Source organism: Cellulosimicrobium funkei (assembly GCF_001019615.1).
Classification (GTDB): domain Bacteria; phylum Actinomycetota; class Actinomycetes; order Actinomycetales; family Cellulomonadaceae; genus Cellulosimicrobium; species Cellulosimicrobium cellulans_E.
Map to the genome: position 1 here is coordinate 1 of NZ_JNBQ01000019.1, position 17,047 is coordinate 17,047.

At 76.8% G+C, this 17,047-nt stretch carries 17 protein-coding genes; 15 read left to right on the plus strand and 2 right to left on the minus strand.

Translation table 11 applies throughout. The features are described 5' to 3' along the window. The first annotated feature begins 164 nt into the window (after positions 1–164). Positions 165–521 carry an iron chaperone gene (locus FB00_RS13395; RefSeq protein WP_047233430.1) on the plus strand — a complete coding sequence of 119 codons (357 nt, stop codon included), beginning with the start codon at positions 165–167 and terminating at the stop codon, positions 519–521. Between the two features lie 97 nt (positions 522–618). Continuing rightward, positions 619–1,056 (plus strand): alternative ribosome rescue aminoacyl-tRNA hydrolase ArfB, encoded by a 438-nt coding sequence (gene arfB, locus FB00_RS13400; protein ID WP_047233431.1) that lies wholly within the window; start codon positions 619–621, stop codon positions 1,054–1,056. Between the two features lie 115 nt (positions 1,057–1,171). Here the strand turns inward: arfB and FB00_RS13405 are convergent, their stop codons facing one another. Then, positions 1,172–1,801, minus strand: coding sequence for a putative glycolipid-binding domain-containing protein (locus tag FB00_RS13405; protein WP_047233432.1), 630 nt, complete (start codon positions 1,799–1,801; stop codon positions 1,172–1,174). Positions 1,802–1,863: 62 nt separating this feature from the next. Here FB00_RS13405 and FB00_RS13410 point away from each other — a divergent pair, with 62 nt between their 5' ends. Continuing rightward, positions 1,864–2,283: a VOC family protein gene (locus FB00_RS13410; RefSeq protein WP_047233433.1), complete on the plus strand. Its 420-nt coding sequence runs from the start codon at positions 1,864–1,866 to the stop codon at positions 2,281–2,283. Here the strand turns inward: FB00_RS13410 and FB00_RS22375 are convergent. Continuing rightward, a complete protein-coding gene (locus tag FB00_RS22375) occupies positions 2,280–3,002 on the minus strand; it encodes a helix-turn-helix transcriptional regulator (RefSeq protein ID WP_052877667.1) in 723 nt (240 codons plus the stop codon). The genes FB00_RS13410 and FB00_RS22375 overlap by 4 nt on opposite strands. Before the next feature lie 231 nt (positions 3,003–3,233). Between FB00_RS22375 and FB00_RS13420 the strand changes: the two genes are divergently transcribed. The 12 genes from FB00_RS13420 to FB00_RS13480 all read left to right on the plus strand — a co-directional run bounded on the left by FB00_RS13420 (position 3,234) and on the right by FB00_RS13480 (position 16,929). Next, on the plus strand, positions 3,234–5,060 hold the full coding sequence (locus tag FB00_RS13420; RefSeq protein ID WP_047233434.1) for a fatty acyl-AMP ligase: 1,827 nt from the start codon (positions 3,234–3,236) through the stop codon (positions 5,058–5,060). Further along, entirely contained in the window at positions 5,057–5,323 is a 267-nt protein-coding gene (locus FB00_RS13425) for an acyl carrier protein (protein WP_047233435.1), read from the plus strand. The genes FB00_RS13420 and FB00_RS13425 overlap by 4 nt, the downstream gene beginning before the upstream one ends. Continuing rightward, positions 5,320–6,297 (plus strand): 3-oxoacyl-[acyl-carrier-protein] synthase III C-terminal domain-containing protein, encoded by a 978-nt coding sequence (locus tag FB00_RS13430; protein ID WP_047233436.1) that lies wholly within the window; start codon positions 5,320–5,322, stop codon positions 6,295–6,297. Before FB00_RS13425 ends, FB00_RS13430 begins: the two co-directional genes overlap by 4 nt. Continuing rightward, a complete protein-coding gene (locus FB00_RS13435; protein WP_156186407.1) occupies positions 6,294–7,769 on the plus strand; it encodes an ATP-grasp domain-containing protein in 1,476 nt (491 codons plus the stop codon). Before FB00_RS13430 ends, FB00_RS13435 begins: the two co-directional genes overlap by 4 nt. Further along, on the plus strand, positions 7,766–9,082 hold the full coding sequence (locus tag FB00_RS13440) for a type III PLP-dependent enzyme (protein WP_047233437.1): 1,317 nt from the start codon (positions 7,766–7,768) through the stop codon (positions 9,080–9,082). The genes FB00_RS13435 and FB00_RS13440 overlap by 4 nt, the downstream gene beginning before the upstream one ends. A gap of 88 nt (positions 9,083–9,170) precedes the next feature. Then, entirely contained in the window at positions 9,171–9,461 is a 291-nt protein-coding gene (locus FB00_RS13445; protein WP_047233438.1) for an acyl carrier protein, read from the plus strand. Position 9,462: 1 nt separating this feature from the next. Continuing rightward, on the plus strand, positions 9,463–10,410 hold the full coding sequence (locus FB00_RS13450; protein WP_156186408.1) for a hypothetical protein: 948 nt from the start codon (positions 9,463–9,465) through the stop codon (positions 10,408–10,410). Next, positions 10,407–11,225 carry an acyl-CoA dehydrogenase family protein gene (locus FB00_RS13455; protein ID WP_047233440.1) on the plus strand — a complete coding sequence of 273 codons (819 nt, stop codon included), beginning with the start codon at positions 10,407–10,409 and terminating at the stop codon, positions 11,223–11,225. The genes FB00_RS13450 and FB00_RS13455 overlap by 4 nt, the downstream gene beginning before the upstream one ends. After that, complete coding sequence (locus tag FB00_RS13460) at positions 11,222–12,379, plus strand: acyl-CoA dehydrogenase family protein (RefSeq protein WP_047233441.1); 1,158 nt, start codon at positions 11,222–11,224, stop codon at positions 12,377–12,379. Before FB00_RS13455 ends, FB00_RS13460 begins: the two co-directional genes overlap by 4 nt. A gap of 58 nt (positions 12,380–12,437) precedes the next feature. Further along, on the plus strand, positions 12,438–14,072 hold the full coding sequence (locus FB00_RS21205) for an MATE family efflux transporter (protein ID WP_052877668.1): 1,635 nt from the start codon (positions 12,438–12,440) through the stop codon (positions 14,070–14,072). Positions 14,073–14,104: 32 nt separating this feature from the next. After that, entirely contained in the window at positions 14,105–16,114 is a 2,010-nt protein-coding gene (locus FB00_RS21210) for a hypothetical protein (protein ID WP_052877669.1), read from the plus strand. Then, entirely contained in the window at positions 16,111–16,929 is an 819-nt protein-coding gene (locus tag FB00_RS13480) for an HAD-IA family hydrolase (protein ID WP_156186409.1), read from the plus strand. The genes FB00_RS21210 and FB00_RS13480 overlap by 4 nt, the downstream gene beginning before the upstream one ends. Positions 16,930–17,047 lie beyond the last annotated feature (118 nt).

Sequence of the window (17,047 nt, forward strand, 5' to 3'; positions counted from 1 at the left end):
AGAGTGTAGACAGGCATGGTTCCTCAGGTTCCTTCCGTCGGTATGCAGCCACGCTAGGACCTCGACCACGGTTGAGGTCAAGGTGGGCGCACTGTGATCTTGCAGGTCGGACGGACCGTCCCGCTCGCCGAGCGGTCCGCCGCAGGCGGCGGGACGATGTCCCGATGGGGACCGTCACGGACTACCTGGCCGGCGTCGACGAGCCGGACCGCACGACGCTCGCGCGCGTCGTCGGGGTCGCGCGCGACGTCGTGCCCGACGCCACGGAGGGCACGAGCTACGGCATGCCCGCGCTGCTCCACCGCGGCAAGGCGCTGCTCAGCGCCATGGCGTCGGCGAAGCACCTCGCGGTCTACCCGTTCAGCCCCGCCGCCGTGACCGCCGTCGAGCCGCGGCTCGACGGCTTCTCGCACGCCAAGGGGACCGTCCGGTTCTCGAGCGACCACCCGCTGCCCGACGACGTCGTCCGCGACCTCGTCGCGGCACGCGTCGCGGAGATCGACGCGCAGCTCGACCGCTGAGGACGCCGTCGGTGGGCGAGCCGCCGGTCGACCGGTGGCACGCGGTGGGGCACGAATCCGCTGGGCCGCGCGGGGCGCCGTCGGGCACGATGGACGGATGCCCGACGACGCCCGCCCCGGCCTGCGCGTGACGACCACCCTGGTCGTCCCGGAGGCGGAGCTGTCGTGGCGGTTCTCGCGCTCGTCCGGGCCCGGCGGGCAGGGCGTCAACACGACGGACTCGCGCGTCGAGCTGTCGTGGGACGTCGCGCGGTCGGCGGTGCTCACGGAGTCCCAGCGCGCACGGGTGCTGGACCGTCTGGGCCGGCGGGTCGTGGACGGCGTCGTCACGGTCACGGCGTCCGAGCACCGGGAGCAGCGGCGCAACCGGGACGCCGCACGGACGCGGCTCGCCGCCCTGCTGGCCGACGCCGTCGCCCCGCCCGGGCCGCCGCGCCGCGCGACCCGGCCCACCCGCGGGTCGGTCGAGCGCCGGATCGGCGCCAAGAAGCGGCGCACCGAGGTCAAGCGCCTGCGCCGCCCGCCGCAGGACTGACCCGAGCACGACGTCACCCGCCGTCGAGCACGACCTGACGGACGGAAAGGGCCGGAGAACGACCTCCATGTCGTGCTCGGCGGGAGGCCGGGGGAGGGCCGGGGGAGGCCGGGGGCTAGAGGCGGCGGGCCAGGTGCGGGTAGTCCACCACCAGGCCGTCGGCGTCGACGGCGAGGTCTGCCGTGAAGTCGCGCGTGGCGCTCGTGTACGTGACGACGCCCTGACCGGTCGTGGGGTCGAGCGGCTCGCGCGCGGCGTAGACCTGGTCGCTGCGCAGGACCGCCAGGGACGGCAGGTCGACCCACGCCATGACCAGGCGCGTCTCGCCCGCCGGCGGGCGGTCGCCGAGCAGCCCGAGGCGCAGGATCGGCATCGTGTTGGTGACGGGGCACAGCGCGATGTCGCAGTCGAGCGCGCCGTCGAGCGAGGCCGGGTCGGCGATCCCGGGCGCGGCGAGGCCCGACGGCGGCGTCCCCGACTCGCGCACGTCGGCGCGCCACGCGCCGTCGGGCGTCCGGACGAGGTCGAGGTGGCGAGACCACCCGAGCCCGCGCACGGAGACGTCGAGGTGCTCGGTCACCCAGCCGGGGCCGGTGCGCAGCGCCCACGCGGTCGCGTACGCCGCCGCGCGCGACGTGCCGAGCGCCGCCAGCCGGTCGTCGCGCACGGTGACGGTCGCGGCCTCCAGGCGGTCCGGGTCGTCGTCCCAGCCGGTCCACGCGACGTGCCTCGTCGATGCGCTCACGCGCGCCAGTCTCGGGCGAAAAGGCGGTGCCCGCGCGGCGAGGGCGTGGCAGGGTCGCGCCCATGACCTCTCGCATCTCCCACACCACGTTCGACGCGCGCGACTCCTACGCGCAGTCCGTCTTCTGGGCCCAGGTCCTCGGGTACACCGACGTGCCCGGCGACCCCAACCTCCCCGGCCACGAGGAGTGCATGATCATCCCGCCGGCCGACGCCGCGACCCCCGTCGAGAGCCGCGGGCACGTCCTGTTCGTCGAGGTGCCCGACGACAAGGAGCTGAAGAACCGCGTCCACCTCGACCTGCGGCCCACCGACCGCACGCGCGAGGAGGAGGTCGAGCGCGTGCTCGCGCTCGGGGCGACGCAGGTCGCGGACCGGCGCACGCCCGACGGCGGGGGCTGGGTGGTGCTCGCCGACCCGGAGGGCAACGAGTTCTGCATCCTGCGCAGCGACGCCGAGCTCGCGGCGGCCGCCGCCCGTTAGCGGTCGGTGATCCGGATCCAGCCGCGCTGGGCCGCCCGCGCCCCGGCCTCGAACCGGCTCGTCGCGCCCAGGCGTCCCATGAGCCCGGCCGCGTGACGTCGGACCGTCCGCGGCGACACCCCGAGCCGCGCGGCGACGGCGGTGTCGGTCTTGCCCTCGGCGAGGAGCCGCAGCAGCGTGTCCTCGCTCGGGGCGAGCGCGTCGTCGGCCGCCCGCGCCCGGTCCCACTCGGACTCGGCGAGGGCCCGCAGCGCGAGGACGGCGTCGCGGTCGGTCACGGCGCGCGTGCGGTCCGGCCGGGCGACGAGGACGACCGTGTCGTCGACGGCGACGAGCGACAGGGGCAGCGCCGGGGCCACGCGGTGCTCGACAACGGGTCCGCCGTCGGGCGCGTCGTCCGGGGCGGCGGGTCCCGGGCGGTGGTCGGCGACCGGAGGTGCACCCGCGAGCGGTCCGTCGCCGGCGGGCCCGCCGGCGGGTGGTGCGTCGGCGGGTGGGGTGTCGTCCGACGGCCCGACGCGGGGCGGCGCTGCCGGCTCCACCGTCACGACCCGCACGTGCGCCCCCCGGCGAGCTCGGTCGCGCACGCGTTCCCACAGCGGGTCCGGGTCGTCACCGCTGCCGTCGTCGAGGACGAGGACGGCACGAGCGCGGCGGAGCGCGACGGCCCTCGCGGAGCGCCTGGCGCCGAGCACCGGGTCCCGCTCCGACGACGTCACACGGTGTGACTGTAGTCGACCTCCTCGAGGGCGCCGAGAGCCGTCCCGGCGGTCGGACCCTTGTGACGAACTGGGAGGTCAACGGGTATTTGTCCTCTTCCGGACACGTCGGATTTGTTTACACCGCGTCCGTCCGCTGCGAGGCTTCCCCCGGACCGCCGGGTCGGGCTTCGTGCTGCCCGGCGTCCAACGTGCCGGGACGGACCCGGCGCGGGTGACGGAGGGGGCCACATGGGCGCGCAGCCCGACGACCTGACCCTCGTGGACCTCGTCCACGAGCACGCACGCGAGCGGCCGGACCACGCGGCCGTCGTCGTCGTGCCGGAGGTGGGCGAGCGGCGCACGCTGACCTACGCCGAGCTCGACGCGCAGGCGGCGGCGCTCGCGGCCGGCCTCGCCGCGCGGCACGAGCCGGGCGACCGGGCCCTGGTCCTCTACTCGGCGACCGCGTCGTTCGTCGTCGGGATCGTGGCCTGCTTCTACGCGGGACTGATCCCCGTCCCGTCCCCGCTCCCGGGCGGGCAGGCGTACCAGCGCGAGCGCGTGCGCGGCATGCTCGTCGACTGCGACGCGGCCGTCGTGCTCGTCGACCCGACGGCCGCGACCGAGACGACGGAGTGGGCGGAGCCGTTGCGGCGCGCCGACGGCGGCCCCGTCGTCGTGACCGTGGTCGACGGCGCCACGGAGGGCCCGGCCCGGCGCGGCCGCCCGGGCCCGCAGGACGTCGCGTTCCTCCAGTACACCTCCGGGTCCACGAGCAGCCCCAAGGGCGTCGTCGTCACGCACGCGAACGTCCTGCACCACCACGACGCCTTCTCGACGACCCTCGGCCTCGTCCCGGAGGACGTCTTCTGCAGCTGGCTGCCGGGATACCACGACTTCGGCCTCGTCGGGATGCTGCTCGTCCCCCTGGGTCTCGGCGCGACGGCCGTCATCGTCCCCTCGACGGCGTTCCTCAAGCGCCCCGTCCGCTGGCTCTCCGCGATCACGGAGACCGGGGCGACCGTCACGGCGTCGCCGAACTTCGGCTACGACCAGTGCGCGCGGCGCGTGCGCGACGACCAGCTCGCCGAGCTCGACCTGACCCGCCTGCGCTGGGCGCTGGGCGGTGCCGAGCCGGTGGACCCTGCCGTCCTGGACGCCTTCACGCGCCGGTTCGAGCCCGTCGGGTTCCGCGGGTCGGCCCACGGCCCGGGGTACGGCCTCGCGGAGGCGACGCTGACGGCGACGTACCCGGACCGCCGGCTCCCGCTCGTCATCACCGCGGACGAGGCGGCGCTCGCCGACGGCCGCCTGGTCGTGCTCGAGGAGGCGTCGTTCCTGTCCGCCCTCCCGGACGCCGCGGCGCAGGGCCGGGGCAGCGTCCCGGGCGCGCGGCTCGTGTGCTGCGGCCTGCCGAGCGGCGTGGAGCTGCGCCTCGTGGACGACCGGGGCGTCGAGGTGCCGGACGGCGCGGTCGGGGAGGTCTGGCTGCGCGGCGGCACCGTCGCGGCCGGGTACTGGGGCGACGCGGCGGCGGGCGCGACGGCCGAGACGTTCGGCGCCGTCGCCGCCGACGGCACCGGCCCGTGGCTGCGCACCGGGGACCTCGGGGCGCTGCACGGCGGCCAGCTGGTCGTCACGGGCCGGATCAAGGAGCTGCTCATCGTCGCGGGGCGCAACCTGTACCCCTACGACCTCGAGCGCGAGCTGCGGCGGCTGCACCCCGGCGCCGAGGGCCGTCCGGGTGCCGTCTTCGAGGCGGAGGGGCTGCCAGGCACGCTGTGCGCGGTCCAGGAGTTCCGGCCCACGCCGGGCGCGCGGCTCGACGGCGCGAGCGCCGAGGACGAGCTTGACGCCGTCGTGCGCCAGATGGCCTCCCACCTGGCCTCCGTCTCGGGCGCCGCGGTGCACGACGTCGTCCTCGTGCGCCCCGGCCAGGTGCCGCGGACCACGAGCGGCAAGATCCAGCGCGGTCGGGCGCGCGACCTGCACGGCGGGGGCGACCTCGCCGAGCTCCACTCCCTGCGCGCGTCCCGGGACCGCGCGCGCACCGAGCTCGCAGGGACCCGCTCATGACCGCGCCGCTGCCCGACGCCCTCGACGACCTCGTGCTGCGCCACGTCGCCGCCGCCCTGGGGATCGCCCCGGCCGACGTCGACCCGACGGGCGACCTCGCCGGGCTCGGCCTCGGCTCGGTCCAGGTGCTGGCCCTGCTGGGCGACCTGGAGGACGCGCTGGGCGTCGACCTGGACCCGGAGGCCGTCGTCGACAACCCGACGCCCCGCGCGCTCGCCGAGCACCTGCGCAGCGTCGTGGACGTCCCCGGGACCGCGGCATGACGACCCTCGTCGACGTCGGCGCGCACGTCCCCGCGACGCGCGTGCCCATCCGCGACCTCGCGGACGAGCTGGGCCTCGACCACCTCGAGCTCGGCGTGTTCGAGCGCTTCTTCGGGCTCCGTGAGGTGTGCACGGCGCCGGACGAGAGCCTCACCGACCTGCTCGTCGCCGCGGCGCGCGCCGTGCCCGGCCTCGCCGGCAACGAGCACCGCGTCCGGTACGTGCTCGGCGCACGGACCATCGCGACCGTCGCCCCGGTCGGGGTCAACCCCTTGCACGACGCCGCCGACCGCCTCGGGCTGGACCACGCGGTCGTGTGGACCCTCACCCAGCACGCGTGCGCGTCGGCGCTGCTCGCCGTGGACGTCGCGGGCCGCCTGCTGGCCGCCGACGGCGACCCCGACGCGCTCGCGCTCGTCCTCACCGGCGAGAAGGCCTTCAGCCCCGGGTCCCGCCTCATCGAGGGCACGACGATCATGGGCGAGGGCACGGCGGCCGTCCTCGTGGCGGCGGACGCCACCGGTGGGGTCGCGGCGCGGGCGGGCAGCCCCGTGCTGTCCTACGCGACGCGCACCCTGGGCGAGTACCACCAGGTCCCGCTCCCGGAGGACCTCGCCGGCCCGTTCGGCGTCGCGTACACCGAGGTGCTCGCGGAGGTCGTGGTCGAGGCCGTCGAGCGCGCGGGCCTGACGCTGGACGACCTCGCGCTCGTCCTGCCGCACAACGTGAACCGCGTGTCCTGGCGGCGCCTGTGCTCGCGCCTCGGGCTGCCGATCGCGCGCGTCCGGCTCGACGACGTGCCCGTGACGGGCCACTGCTTCGGCGCCGACTCGTTCATCGGCTACGCCGCCGCGCGCGCCGAGGGCCGGCTGCGCCCCGGCGACCCGTTCCTCATGGTGGCGGTCGGGCTGGGTGCCACGTTCTCCGCCATGGTCCTGCGCTACGCGCCCCACGAGACGGAGGAGCCCGCATGACGGTCGAGCAGGTGGCGGAGGCCGCCGACACGGACGCTGCCCCGGATGCCCTGAAGGCGGACGGCACCGAGCCGTTCCTCGCGCGGACCAAGCGCGCGCTCGCGGGCGCGCCCGACGCCCCGCTGGTGCTGCTCGGGAACTTCGAGGTCGAGGACGCGTGGGCGGTCGGCGAGGTCGGCCTGCCCTCGGTCGGGGGCGCGTCGGCGACGGCCGCGCTCGTCAACCGCATGGACGAGCTCGCGCTGCTCCTCGCCGGCCCGGGCGACCACGTCGTGCTCAAGGCCGAGCCCGACCCGGACCACCTCGCCCACCTGGACGCGCTCGGCGTCGGGCTCCCGACCGTGCACGTCGCCGAGTCGAGCGACCCGCTGCGCACCGTCACCCTCGACGCGCTCGACTCGCCCGTGCTGCTCGCGCGCCTGCGCGACCTCGCGGCAGACGGCGTGCGCCTCCTCGCGCACGGGACGTCGTCGGCGGAGGAGGACCTCGCTGTCGCGACCGGGCTGCGCTCGGTGCTCGCCGACGCCGCGACGACCAAGGCCGTCAACAGCAAGGTCTACAGCCGAGGGCTGTGCGACGAGCTCGGGATCGAGCAGGCCCGCGGCTGGGCGTGCCGCACCGTCGAGGACTTCGAGCGTGCGTGCGCCGAGGCGGCCCGGCTCGTCGCGGACGGCGCGACCGTGGGCGTCAAGGACGCGTACGGGGTCTCCGGCAAGGGGATCCTCGTCGTGGACGACCCGCGCCGCCTCGACCAGCTCGTGCGCATGGTCACGCGCCGGGCCGCCCGCTCGGGCGACGACCGCCTCGCCGTCGTGGTGGAGGTCTGGGCGGACAAGGCCACCGACCTCAACTACCACTTCACCGTCGCGCAGGACGGCTCGGTCGCGTTCGACTTCGTCAAGGAGGCGATCACCGAGGGCGGCGTCCACAAGGGCCACCGCATCCCGTCGCGCCTGCCCGCCGAGCAGGTCGACGCGCTGGCCGCGCTGTCGGGCCGGCTCGGCGCGCGCCTCGCCGCCGACGGCTTCCACGGGCTCGTCGGCGTCGACGCGCTCGTGCGGACGGACGGCTCGCTGCTGCCGGTCCTGGAGATCAACGCGCGCAGCAACATGTCCACGTACACCGTCCCTCTCCAGGAGCGGTTCCAGCCGCAGGGGTGGGTCGCGCTCGCGCGGCAGTACCCGCTCGTGCTCGACGCCCCGCTGTCGTTCGCGGCGCTCCACGACGTCCTCGGCGACCTGCTCCCCGGCGCGGCCGGGCAGGCGGGCCTCGTCGTCCAGGGGACGGGCACGGTCAACGCGGGCGCGTCGTCCCCGACCCCGGGCGGCACGTTCGCCGGCCGGCTCCACGGCCTGCTCGTCGCGCCCGACGAGCAGGCGCTGACCCGCCTCGACCGCGCCGTGACGGAGCGGCTGGCCGGGCGCACCACCGCAGGACCGACCGCGGACCCGACCGAAGGAGACCCCCGATGACCGCGACGCCGAGCCGGCCGACGCCCGGGAGCGCGGACCTCACCGCGGTCGCGGAGGAGTTCGGCACGCCCGTGTACGTGTACGACGGCGACGTGCTCGCCGCGAACTACCGCGCGCTGCGCGAGCGGCTGCACCCCGCGCTGGGGATCTTCTACTCGCTCAAGGCGAACCCGAACGTCAGCATCTGCGGGCTGCTGCACTCGCTCGGCGCGAACGCCGAGGTGTCGTCGCTCACCGAGCTGCGCACGGCGCTCGCGGCGGGCGTCGAGCCGCAGGACGTGCTGTTCCTCGGGCCGGGCAAGAGCCGGGACGAGCTCGTGGCGTGCCTCAACTCGGGCGTGCGCGCGATCATCGTCGAGTCGCTGCCGGAGCTGGCGCTGGTGGACGAGCTCGCCCGCGCGACCGGGCGGCCCGCGCGCGTCGTGCTGCGCGTCAACCCGTCGTTCTCCGTCAAGGGCTCCGGGCTCACGATGGGCGGCAAGCCGCGTCAGTTCGGCATCGACGAGCAGCAGCTCCTCGACGCGCCGGACCTGTGCGCCGGGCTGACGACGGCGCGCGTCGTCGGGGTCCAGGTGTACATGGGCACGCGCATCCTCGACGAGGGCACGATCGTCGAGAACACGACGCGCATCTTCGAGCTCGCGGAGCGCCTCGCGGACCGGCTCGGGTTCCCGCTCGAGCTCGTCGACGTCGGCGGGGGACTGGGCGTGGCGTACTTCGAGCGCGAGCGCGACCTCGACGTCGAGGTCCTCACCGCGGCGCTCAACCCGGTGGTCGAGGCGTTCGTGCAGCGGCACCCCGCGACGGACCTCGTCATGGAGCTCGGCCGCTACCTCGTGGCGCTGTGCGGCACGTACGTCGCGCGCGTGCGCTACGTCAAGGAGTCGATGGGCGAGCGGTTCGCCGTCGCCGACGGCGGGACCAACCACCACATGGCGGCGGTCGGCATCGGGTCGTTCGTCAAGCGCAACTTCCCGATGCGCAAGGTGGGCCCCGCGTCCGGCGCCGAGGACGTGCCGTGGAACGTCACCGGCCCGCTGTGCACGCCCAACGACACGATCGGCAAGGCCGTCCCGCTCCCGGCGGACCTCGCGGCCGGCGACCTCGTCGCCGTCGACCGGTCCGGCGCGTACGGCGCGACGGCGTCGCCCGTGCACTTCCTCAGCCACGGCTACCCCGCGGAGGTGCTGACGCTCGGCGACGAGTCGTTCCTCGTGCGGCACGCGGACACGCCCGACGACCTCCTGTCCCGCCAGGTCTTCCACGACCTCGGCGCGCGCGTCGCCCCGGCCGAGGCCGTCGCCGCCCCCTGACCCGCCGTCCGGTCCGGCCGTCATCGACCCCTCAACCTGCCGCCGTCCGTCATCGCGGGCGCCCGACCCACCACCCCGGAGGAACATCGTGAGCACCAGCACGAACACCGAGTCCCAGGAGGCCCTCGGCCGCGAGCGCGTCGTCGGCGCGGTCGTCGAGGCGCTGTCGAGCGTCCTCGGGCGCCCGCTGCCCGACGTCACGGACGCGACCCGTCTGTTCGACGACCTCGACCTCGACTCCACGAGCGTCCTCGGCCTGCTGATGGCCCTCGAGGACTCGCTCGACATGGAGGTCGACCCGGAGTCGCTCGAGCAGCACCACCTCGAGAGCGTGGGCTCGCTGACGGACTTCGTCGTCGAGCACTCGACGCGGAACTGACGTGACGCTCGGGGGCGGGAGCAGGGCAGCATCCTGGACGACGCCCGACGGCGCCGTCCTGCGGGTGCGGGGCGTCGTGGACGTCCCGGTCGACGACCTCGTCCCCGTCGGGGACGGCACGCGCCGGTCGGTCGCCGAGGACCTGCGGTACGTGTACGGGGAGGGGCAGCCGACCGACTGGCTGGAGACCGGCCCGGGCCGGGACTACCCGACGATGATCCGTGCGGCACGCTCCGCGCTCGCGGAGCGGGGCCTGCTCGACGACGTGCGCCTCGTCGTCCTCGTCGTCACGACCCCCGACCTCCAGCACGAGCGCCTGCTCGGCGGGTTCGTCGCCGACCTGTTCGACGACCGGCCGTACACGTTCTGCGTGACCGAGCAGGGGCTGGCCGGACCGTTCACCGCGCTGCGGCTCGCGCACGAGGAGCTCGCGCACGGCGGCCCGCAGGGTGTCGGGCTCGAGGGCGACGCCCTGGTGCTCGTCCTGGAGCAGTGCACGCTGCCCCCGACGGCGACGCGCGTCCCCGCGCGCGACCGCGTCGTCGCTCTCGTCGTCGGGCACGACGGCGCGGGGCGGCCGGTCGAGGCGCTGTCGGTCGCGCGCGCGCCCCGCGGGCCCCGTCCGGCCGCCGAGGCGCACGACGTCGCCCAGGAGCCGGGGCGTGAGGCGTCGCCCGACGCCCGGCGCGTCGTCCTCGGCGTCGACGTCGACCCGGGCGAGGTCCCCGACACCGACGGCGTCATCGTCCTGCACGCCGACCCGGGTGCGGCGGCGACGGGCGTGTGGGAGGTCCTCGCCGCGTGCGACGACGTCCCGGACGCGCCGGTCGTCCTGCACGAGCGGTGCCTCGAGCTGGGCTACCGCTGCTCGCTCGTGCTCGGCCCCCGCGCTGTCGCGGCGACCTCCCCGGACGCCGACGACCTGTCCCGAGAGGCGGTGCTCGCATGAGCACGGACGTCGTCGCCCCCGTCGCCGCCGGCGGGGTGCTGCCCGAGGAGGGCGGCGCAGCGGTCCGCGTGGACGGCCTCGCCGACCTCCGTGCCGTCGCGCGCGAGCTCGGCGCGGTCGCGGCGCTCACCGCGCTCGCACGCCTGCTGCCGGTCGCGGCGCTGCCGGGCGAGTGCGTCCTGCTGCCCGACGACGTCCCGCCGTCGGGCGGGTGGGCGCGGGTCGGCGAGGTCGCGTCGGACGTCGGCACGCTGCTCGTGTGGCGGGCACCCTGCGCCGCCGTGGCGCCCGGACCGGCCGCGCGCGCCGCCGAGGTACCCGGACCTGCCGCACCCGCCGCCGACGCGGGCACCGCGACCAGCGCGGCCGACGCCGCCTGGCGCGTCGGGGTCGCGTGGGTGCGGACCGGGCTGTGCGAGCGTCTGACCGACCGGGCGGTCGAGCGGCTGCGCGGCCGGACGGTCGGCGGCACGGCGACGGTGAACCTGCCGCCCGTCCGCCTCGTCCTCGCCGACGCGGCGCTCGCCCACCTCGAGGTGCAGTCGCTCCTGGGCGGGGTCGCGTCGCGGGACGAGGCCCCGGCTGCCGGGTCGCCGGACCGACGCCCCGTGGTCTCCGGGTCCTCGCTCGCGCGCGTCACGGCGGTCCTCGACCGCTCGTCGCGCGCCGTCCACAACCTGTTCGGCGCGTCGGGGTACGTCGACGGCGACGCCGCGCGGCTCGCGCGCACGATCGACCTGCTCGGCCACGCGAGCGGGACGCTGCCGGGCCGCGGCTCCGAGACACACCACAGCCGGGAGGGGCAGGACGCATGACCACGGTCGACCTCGTCGCGCTGCGCGACCACCTGCGGCCCGTCGGCGCGGCGCTCCGCGAGCACGCCCTCGCGATCGACGCGGACCCCGCGGCGCTCCAGGTCCTCCTGGACTCCGGCGCCCTGCCGTACCGGCAGCTCGGGGGGTTCCCGCCGGGGTACCTCGACGACCCGCTGCGTGTGCGGGGCGTACCGGTGCACGTGCGCACGTGCGTGGAGCGCGTCGTCGTCGCCGAGGCGCTCGCCTGGGGCGACGCGTCCGTCGTCGTCGGGGCGCCCGGACCGTCCATGTCCGGGGTCGTCCTGGACGACCTCGCCGACGACGAGCAGCGCGACCGCTTCTACCGTCGCGTGGCGCAGCCGGGCACCTGGACCTTCTTCGGCCTCACCGAGCCCGACCGCGGCTCGGACGCCGCGGCGCTGGAGACGGCGGTCGTCGAGGCCGACGGCGCTCCCGTGCTGCGCGGCCACAAGAAGTACGTGGGCAACGTCGCGCGCGCGAGCCTCGGCGTCGTGTTCGCGAGGCACCGCCCGGGCCCGCTGGGCGTCGGTGTCTACCTCGTCGACACCGACCGGCCGGGCTTCGACGCCGCGCCGCTCGTGACGACCGGGATGCGCGCGGTGCAGCTCGGCGAGGTGCGGCTGCGCGACGTCCCCCTGCTCGCGCAGGACACGCTCGGGCGGCACCTGTCGCCGTCGCGCCGCGGCCTCCTCGGGGCGGTGCGCACCTTCAACCGCCTGCGCCCCGTCGTCGCGTCGCTCGCGGTGGGCGTCACGCAGGCGGCGCTCGACTACGTGCGCGCCGAGCGGTCGTCGTTCACCGCCGACGAGCGGTGGCGCCTGGAGACGTTCGACGACCGGCTCCACGCCGCGCGCGCCCTCGTGCTCCAGGCGGCGCGCGCCGCCGACGCGGACGCGGCGGACGGGACGCTGCCCGCGGCGGCCAAGGCCACCGCGCTCGATCTCGCGGAGGAGGTCACGCACGCGGTGCCCGCGCTGCTCGGCCCCGGCGCGCGGTGGGAGCACCCGTACCTCGACAAGCTGGTCCGCGACGTGCCCGGCCTGGAGATGATGGAGGGCACGCGGACCGTCCAGCGGCTCACCCTCGCGCAGGGCTGGTTGCAGGGCAGGGCACGGCATGCCGAGCTCGTCTAGGGAGGCGGACGCGACCCCGGTCGCGACCGCCTCGCCGCGGCCGGAGGCACTTCCGCCCGTGCCACCGCCACCCACCGCGGAGCCGACGGTCGGGGTCCTGCGCCGCCGCGTCGTGCGACTCGCCGCCCCGATCTGCGCGGCGCTCGTCGTGGGAGCGCTCGCGCAGCTCGTGATCGCGGCGCTGCTGGGGCACATGGGCGACGACGCGCTCTACGTCCGGTCGCTCTTCATCCCCGTGACGTTCCTGGTGCTCGCGGTCCAGGAGGGCCTCGACGTCTCGACGCAGGTCGGCTTCGCGCGCCTGCACGGGTCGCGGGCCCGGGCCACGGAGGACGGCGCAGCGGAGGACGACGGCGCGACCGCTGTGCCGACGTCGGCCACCACGGCGCTGCTGGGGCGGTTCGTGGGTGGCGGTGCGGCGGTGCTCGGCGGGGTCGCCCTGCTCGTGGTCCTCGCCGCCCCGGCGCTCGCCGACGTGCTGTCCGTGCCTGCGCCGCTCGTCGCGGAGTTCGTCGCGTTCGCGCGCTGGACCGTGGTCGCGAGCGTGCTGTCCGTCCCGACGGCGGTCGCGGCCGCCGCGCTGCGGGGGTGGGCGCGCACCGGGGCGTCGGCGACCGTGGCGCTGCTCGTCGCGGGGCTCCAGGTGCTCGTCGTGTGGCTCGTCGGGCTCGTGGGCGGGTTCGGCGCGCTCGCGGTCCCGGTCGCGATCACGGGCTCCACGCTCGTCGGCGCGGCCGTCGCGTGGGCGCTCCTCGTGCGCGCCCACCTGCTCCCGAGGCCCGGGCACGTCCCGGGCCTGCGACGCCTGCTCGCCCTGCGCCACCACCCCGCGCCGCAGCGGCTCGCCGCGGCGTGGCGACGGGCGCTCCGCGCCCTGCCCGCCGGGTCGTGGACGACGCCGACCCCGCCCTCACCCTCCACGACGCCGCCCCCGCCCCCACCCTCCACGGCGCCGGCCGCCGAGCCGACGACGTCGGACGTTCCTCCCGGGGGCGCCGTGGTCGAGCGGGTGGACGTGCGCGGGCTGCTCCTCGGCGTCGGCCTGCCGGTCGGACTGTCCTACCTCCTGCTCACCGTGACGAACCTCGTCATGGTGTGGGTCCTCGGGCCGTCGGGCACGGACGTCGTCGCCGGGTTCGGCGGCGCCGCGACGGTCCAGACGCTCGTGATCGTGCCGGCCATCGGGCTCGCCGCGGCGGTGAGCATCGTCATGAACCAGCAGTGGGGGGCGGGGGAGCTCGGCCTGCTGCCGCGCACGCTGCGCGCGGGCACGGTCGTCGTCGCGGGCGTGTACGTGGTGGTGGGGGCGCTCGTCCTCCTGACCGCGCCGGTCGTCGCGGGCCAGCTCTCCGCGGACCCGGACGTCGCCGCGCAGGCGGCGCTCTACCTGCGCGTGGTCGGGCCGTCGTACGCGGGTGTCGGGCTCGTGCTCTTCCTCCTGACCCTGCTCGAGCAGCTCGGGTACGGGCGCGTCGCCGTGACGCTCAACGTGCTCTACCACGCCGTCTCGCTCGGCGTCGGCGGCATCCTGGCGCGCGCGGGCGGCGGTCCCACCGCGCTGTACACGACGATCGCCGTGATGAACGTCGTCGGGCTGGTCGTCATGCTCCCCGTCGCGGTGCGCCTCGTCCGACGGCGGGCCACCGACGTGCCGGCCGAGACGGCTGGTTCGGCCGTGGAGGTCGAGCAGTGAGCGCGCGGGGGACGACGCCGCCGGTCCAGAGTGTGCCGATCCGTACCGCCCCGGCCCGCGACGTGCCGGTCCGCGACGTGCCCGTCCGCGGCGTGCCGGGAACGGTCGCGGTCCCGCGGACGGCGGCCGGTCCGGGCTCGGACGCCTCCGAGCCCGTGCTCAGTGTCGTCGTCATGCACCACCCGGCGCGGGGCGACGTCTCGGACCTGGTCGCGGCGTGCGCGCCGCTCGACGTGCGGGTCGTCGAGGACCCCGACCCCGACGGCCCGCCCAGCCCGCTGCGCACCGCGAAGCGCGCGTGGGCCGCCGTCGCGCCGGGCGCGACGCACCACCTCGTGCTCCAGGACGACGTCACACCGGTCCCGGGGTTCGCCGAGCTCGTCCTGCGCGCCGTGCGCGCCCGGGACCGGCACGCCGTCGCGCTCTACTCGAACTGGAACAGCCCGCGCAACGCCTACCTCGTGCGTGCGGCGGCCGCCGCCGGGCAGGCGTGGGCGCCGCTCAGCCACGACGAGTGGGTGCCCACGCTCGGCCTCGTCCTCCCCGCGGACGGCGCGCTGCGCCTCGCCGCGCACCTCGCGGCCCTGCCCGACGACGAGCGGGACGACGACGAGGCCGTCGTGACGTTCTGCGCGCGCGAGGGCTACCCCGTCGTCGCGACGCTGCCGCACCTGCTGGAGCACGGCGACGGCCCGAGCCTCGCGGGCAACGACGCGCACGGCGCCCGGCACGCGACCGTCCCGGCGGGCGACGCCGTCGACGCGGACGCGTGGGACCGCCCGGGCCTCGACCGCGAGCCGTCGCGCTCGCCGGCGACCCTCCGGCCGGTCGCGGTCACGCTCGAGCGCTCGCGCTGCACGCTGCGCGTGCTCCGTCCGGGCGCCGGCGAACCGCTGGAGCACCCGTTCGGCTGGGGCTGGGACGCGTGGTCGTGGTGGCTCGGCGTCGACCCGGCGACCGTCGCGCACGACGTGTCTCTGCTCGTCGCGGGCGCGTCCCCGGAGCTCGGCCGCGTCTCGCGCGCCGCGCTCGGCGAGCTCGGCGCGGCGTGCTGGCTGCTGGGTCACGACGTCGCCCGCACGGACTGGCCTCCGCCCGCCGGCCCCGACGCCTCGGCGCACCGGGCCGCCGCCGTCCGGACGTGGGTGCTCTCCGGTCTCCTCCCCGCCGACCGCCCGGAGAACCTCGTCGACGAGCTCGTCGCGTTCGGCCTCGACGCGCTGATCGCGGGCGAGACGTCGACCGCGCCGAACCCGGGGTCGAGGGCGGGTTCGACGCCCGGGCCGCCCACAACCCCGGGCTCGGCACCGGTCGTCGGGGCTGATGGAGGCGACGGCGCGGCCGGCACCGACCTCGAACGGGCCGCGCTCGCCGCCGCGCGGCTCCTCGGGGAGCGCGACGCCGAGGTCGTGTGCCGGGCGGCGGGCCCCGCGGTGCCGGTGCGCGTCGTCGTGCACGACTGCCCGGCGTGCGGCGCGCGTGCCGAGGCCGCGGTGCGACGTCTCGGCGCGCAGGTCGACCTCGACGGTGCCGCCGAGCACCGGGTCGCCGGGCCCGACGACGCCGTGGGCGTCGGTGCGACGCCCTCCGGTCGGTCCGACCGTCCCGCGGCACCTGACGCGCCCGACGCACTCGCGGCACCCGACGGGCCGGGTCGCCGTGCCGTCGTCGAGATCCTCGCGTGCGAGCAGGTCGAGTCGCGTGGGCTCCTCGGCGTCGATCCCGGCCGCCGCTACGTCTCGCGGGGGCTGTGGGCGTCGCGCGGGACGGTTGCCACGCCGCCGCGCGCGACGACGGACGAGCCGCACGGGGCCCCGGCGCACCCGGCCGACGTTTCGACCCACACCGCGGCGGACCTCCTGGTGGCGCTCGCGGGTGACGGCGTCGCGCACGTGCTCCCGGTCGTGACGCGCGCGGACGGGGACGCGCCGGGCCGGCCGAGCCCGGCCGCGCTGGGCGTGCAGCACGCGGCGGGACCCGCGCAGCGGTACGCGGACGTCCACGCCGAGGCGCGGCTCGCGCGTGCGGGGACGCTGCTGTGAGCGCGACCCCGACCGCACCGTCGGACCGTGCCCCGTCGGACCGCGCCCCGTCGGACCGCGCCCCGTCGGACCGCGCGTCGGCGGGCGCGTGGGCGTGGCGTGGCGCGGCCCTGCTGCTCGATCTCGACGGGACGCTCGTCGACTCGTCCGCCGCGATCGAACGGCACACGCTCGCGTGGGCGGCCCGGCTCGGGCTCGACGGCGACGCGGTGGTCACGGCGTCGCACGGCCGCCGCGACGTCGAGGTGGTCCGCCTCGTGGCGCCGGACGCCGACGTCGTGCGCGAGGTCGAGTGGTTGCACCGCATCTCGTGCGACGACACCGAGGGCGTGGTGGCCGTGCCGGGCGCCGCAGCGCTGCTGGACGGCCTGGACCCGCGGGCCTGGACGGTGGTGACGTCGGCGGCGCGCGAGGTCGCGCTCGCGCGCCTGACGGCCGCCGGCCTGCCCGTGCCGGCGCGGTTCGTCTGCGCGGAGGACGTGGCGCGCGGCAAGCCCGACCCGGAGGGGTTCCTCGCGGGGGCGCGGCTGCTCGGCGTCGACCCGAGCCGCTGCCTCGTCCTGGAGGACTCCGCCGCGGGGGTCGCCGCGGGCCGGGGCGCGACGGCGACCGTGCTCGCCGTCGGCCCGGACGACGTCCCCGGGGCGCACCACGGCGTCGCGGACCTGCGCCCGGTCGGCGTCCGCGCGGTCGACGGCCAGGTGGAGGTCGTGGTGACGGCGCGGGACGCGTGTGCTGTCGAGGTCCCGGTCGAGATCCTGTCCGCACGGCAGCCCGACGGGCTCGGCGACGACCTGCCGGAGTTCGTCGCATGAGCGCGGTCGACCCGGTGCCCGAGGTGGATCTGTGGTTCGTCGACACGACCCCGCCCCCCGCCGAACACGACATGAGTGTCGTTCCGGGCTCCATTCCGACAGCAAGGTCGTGCTCGAC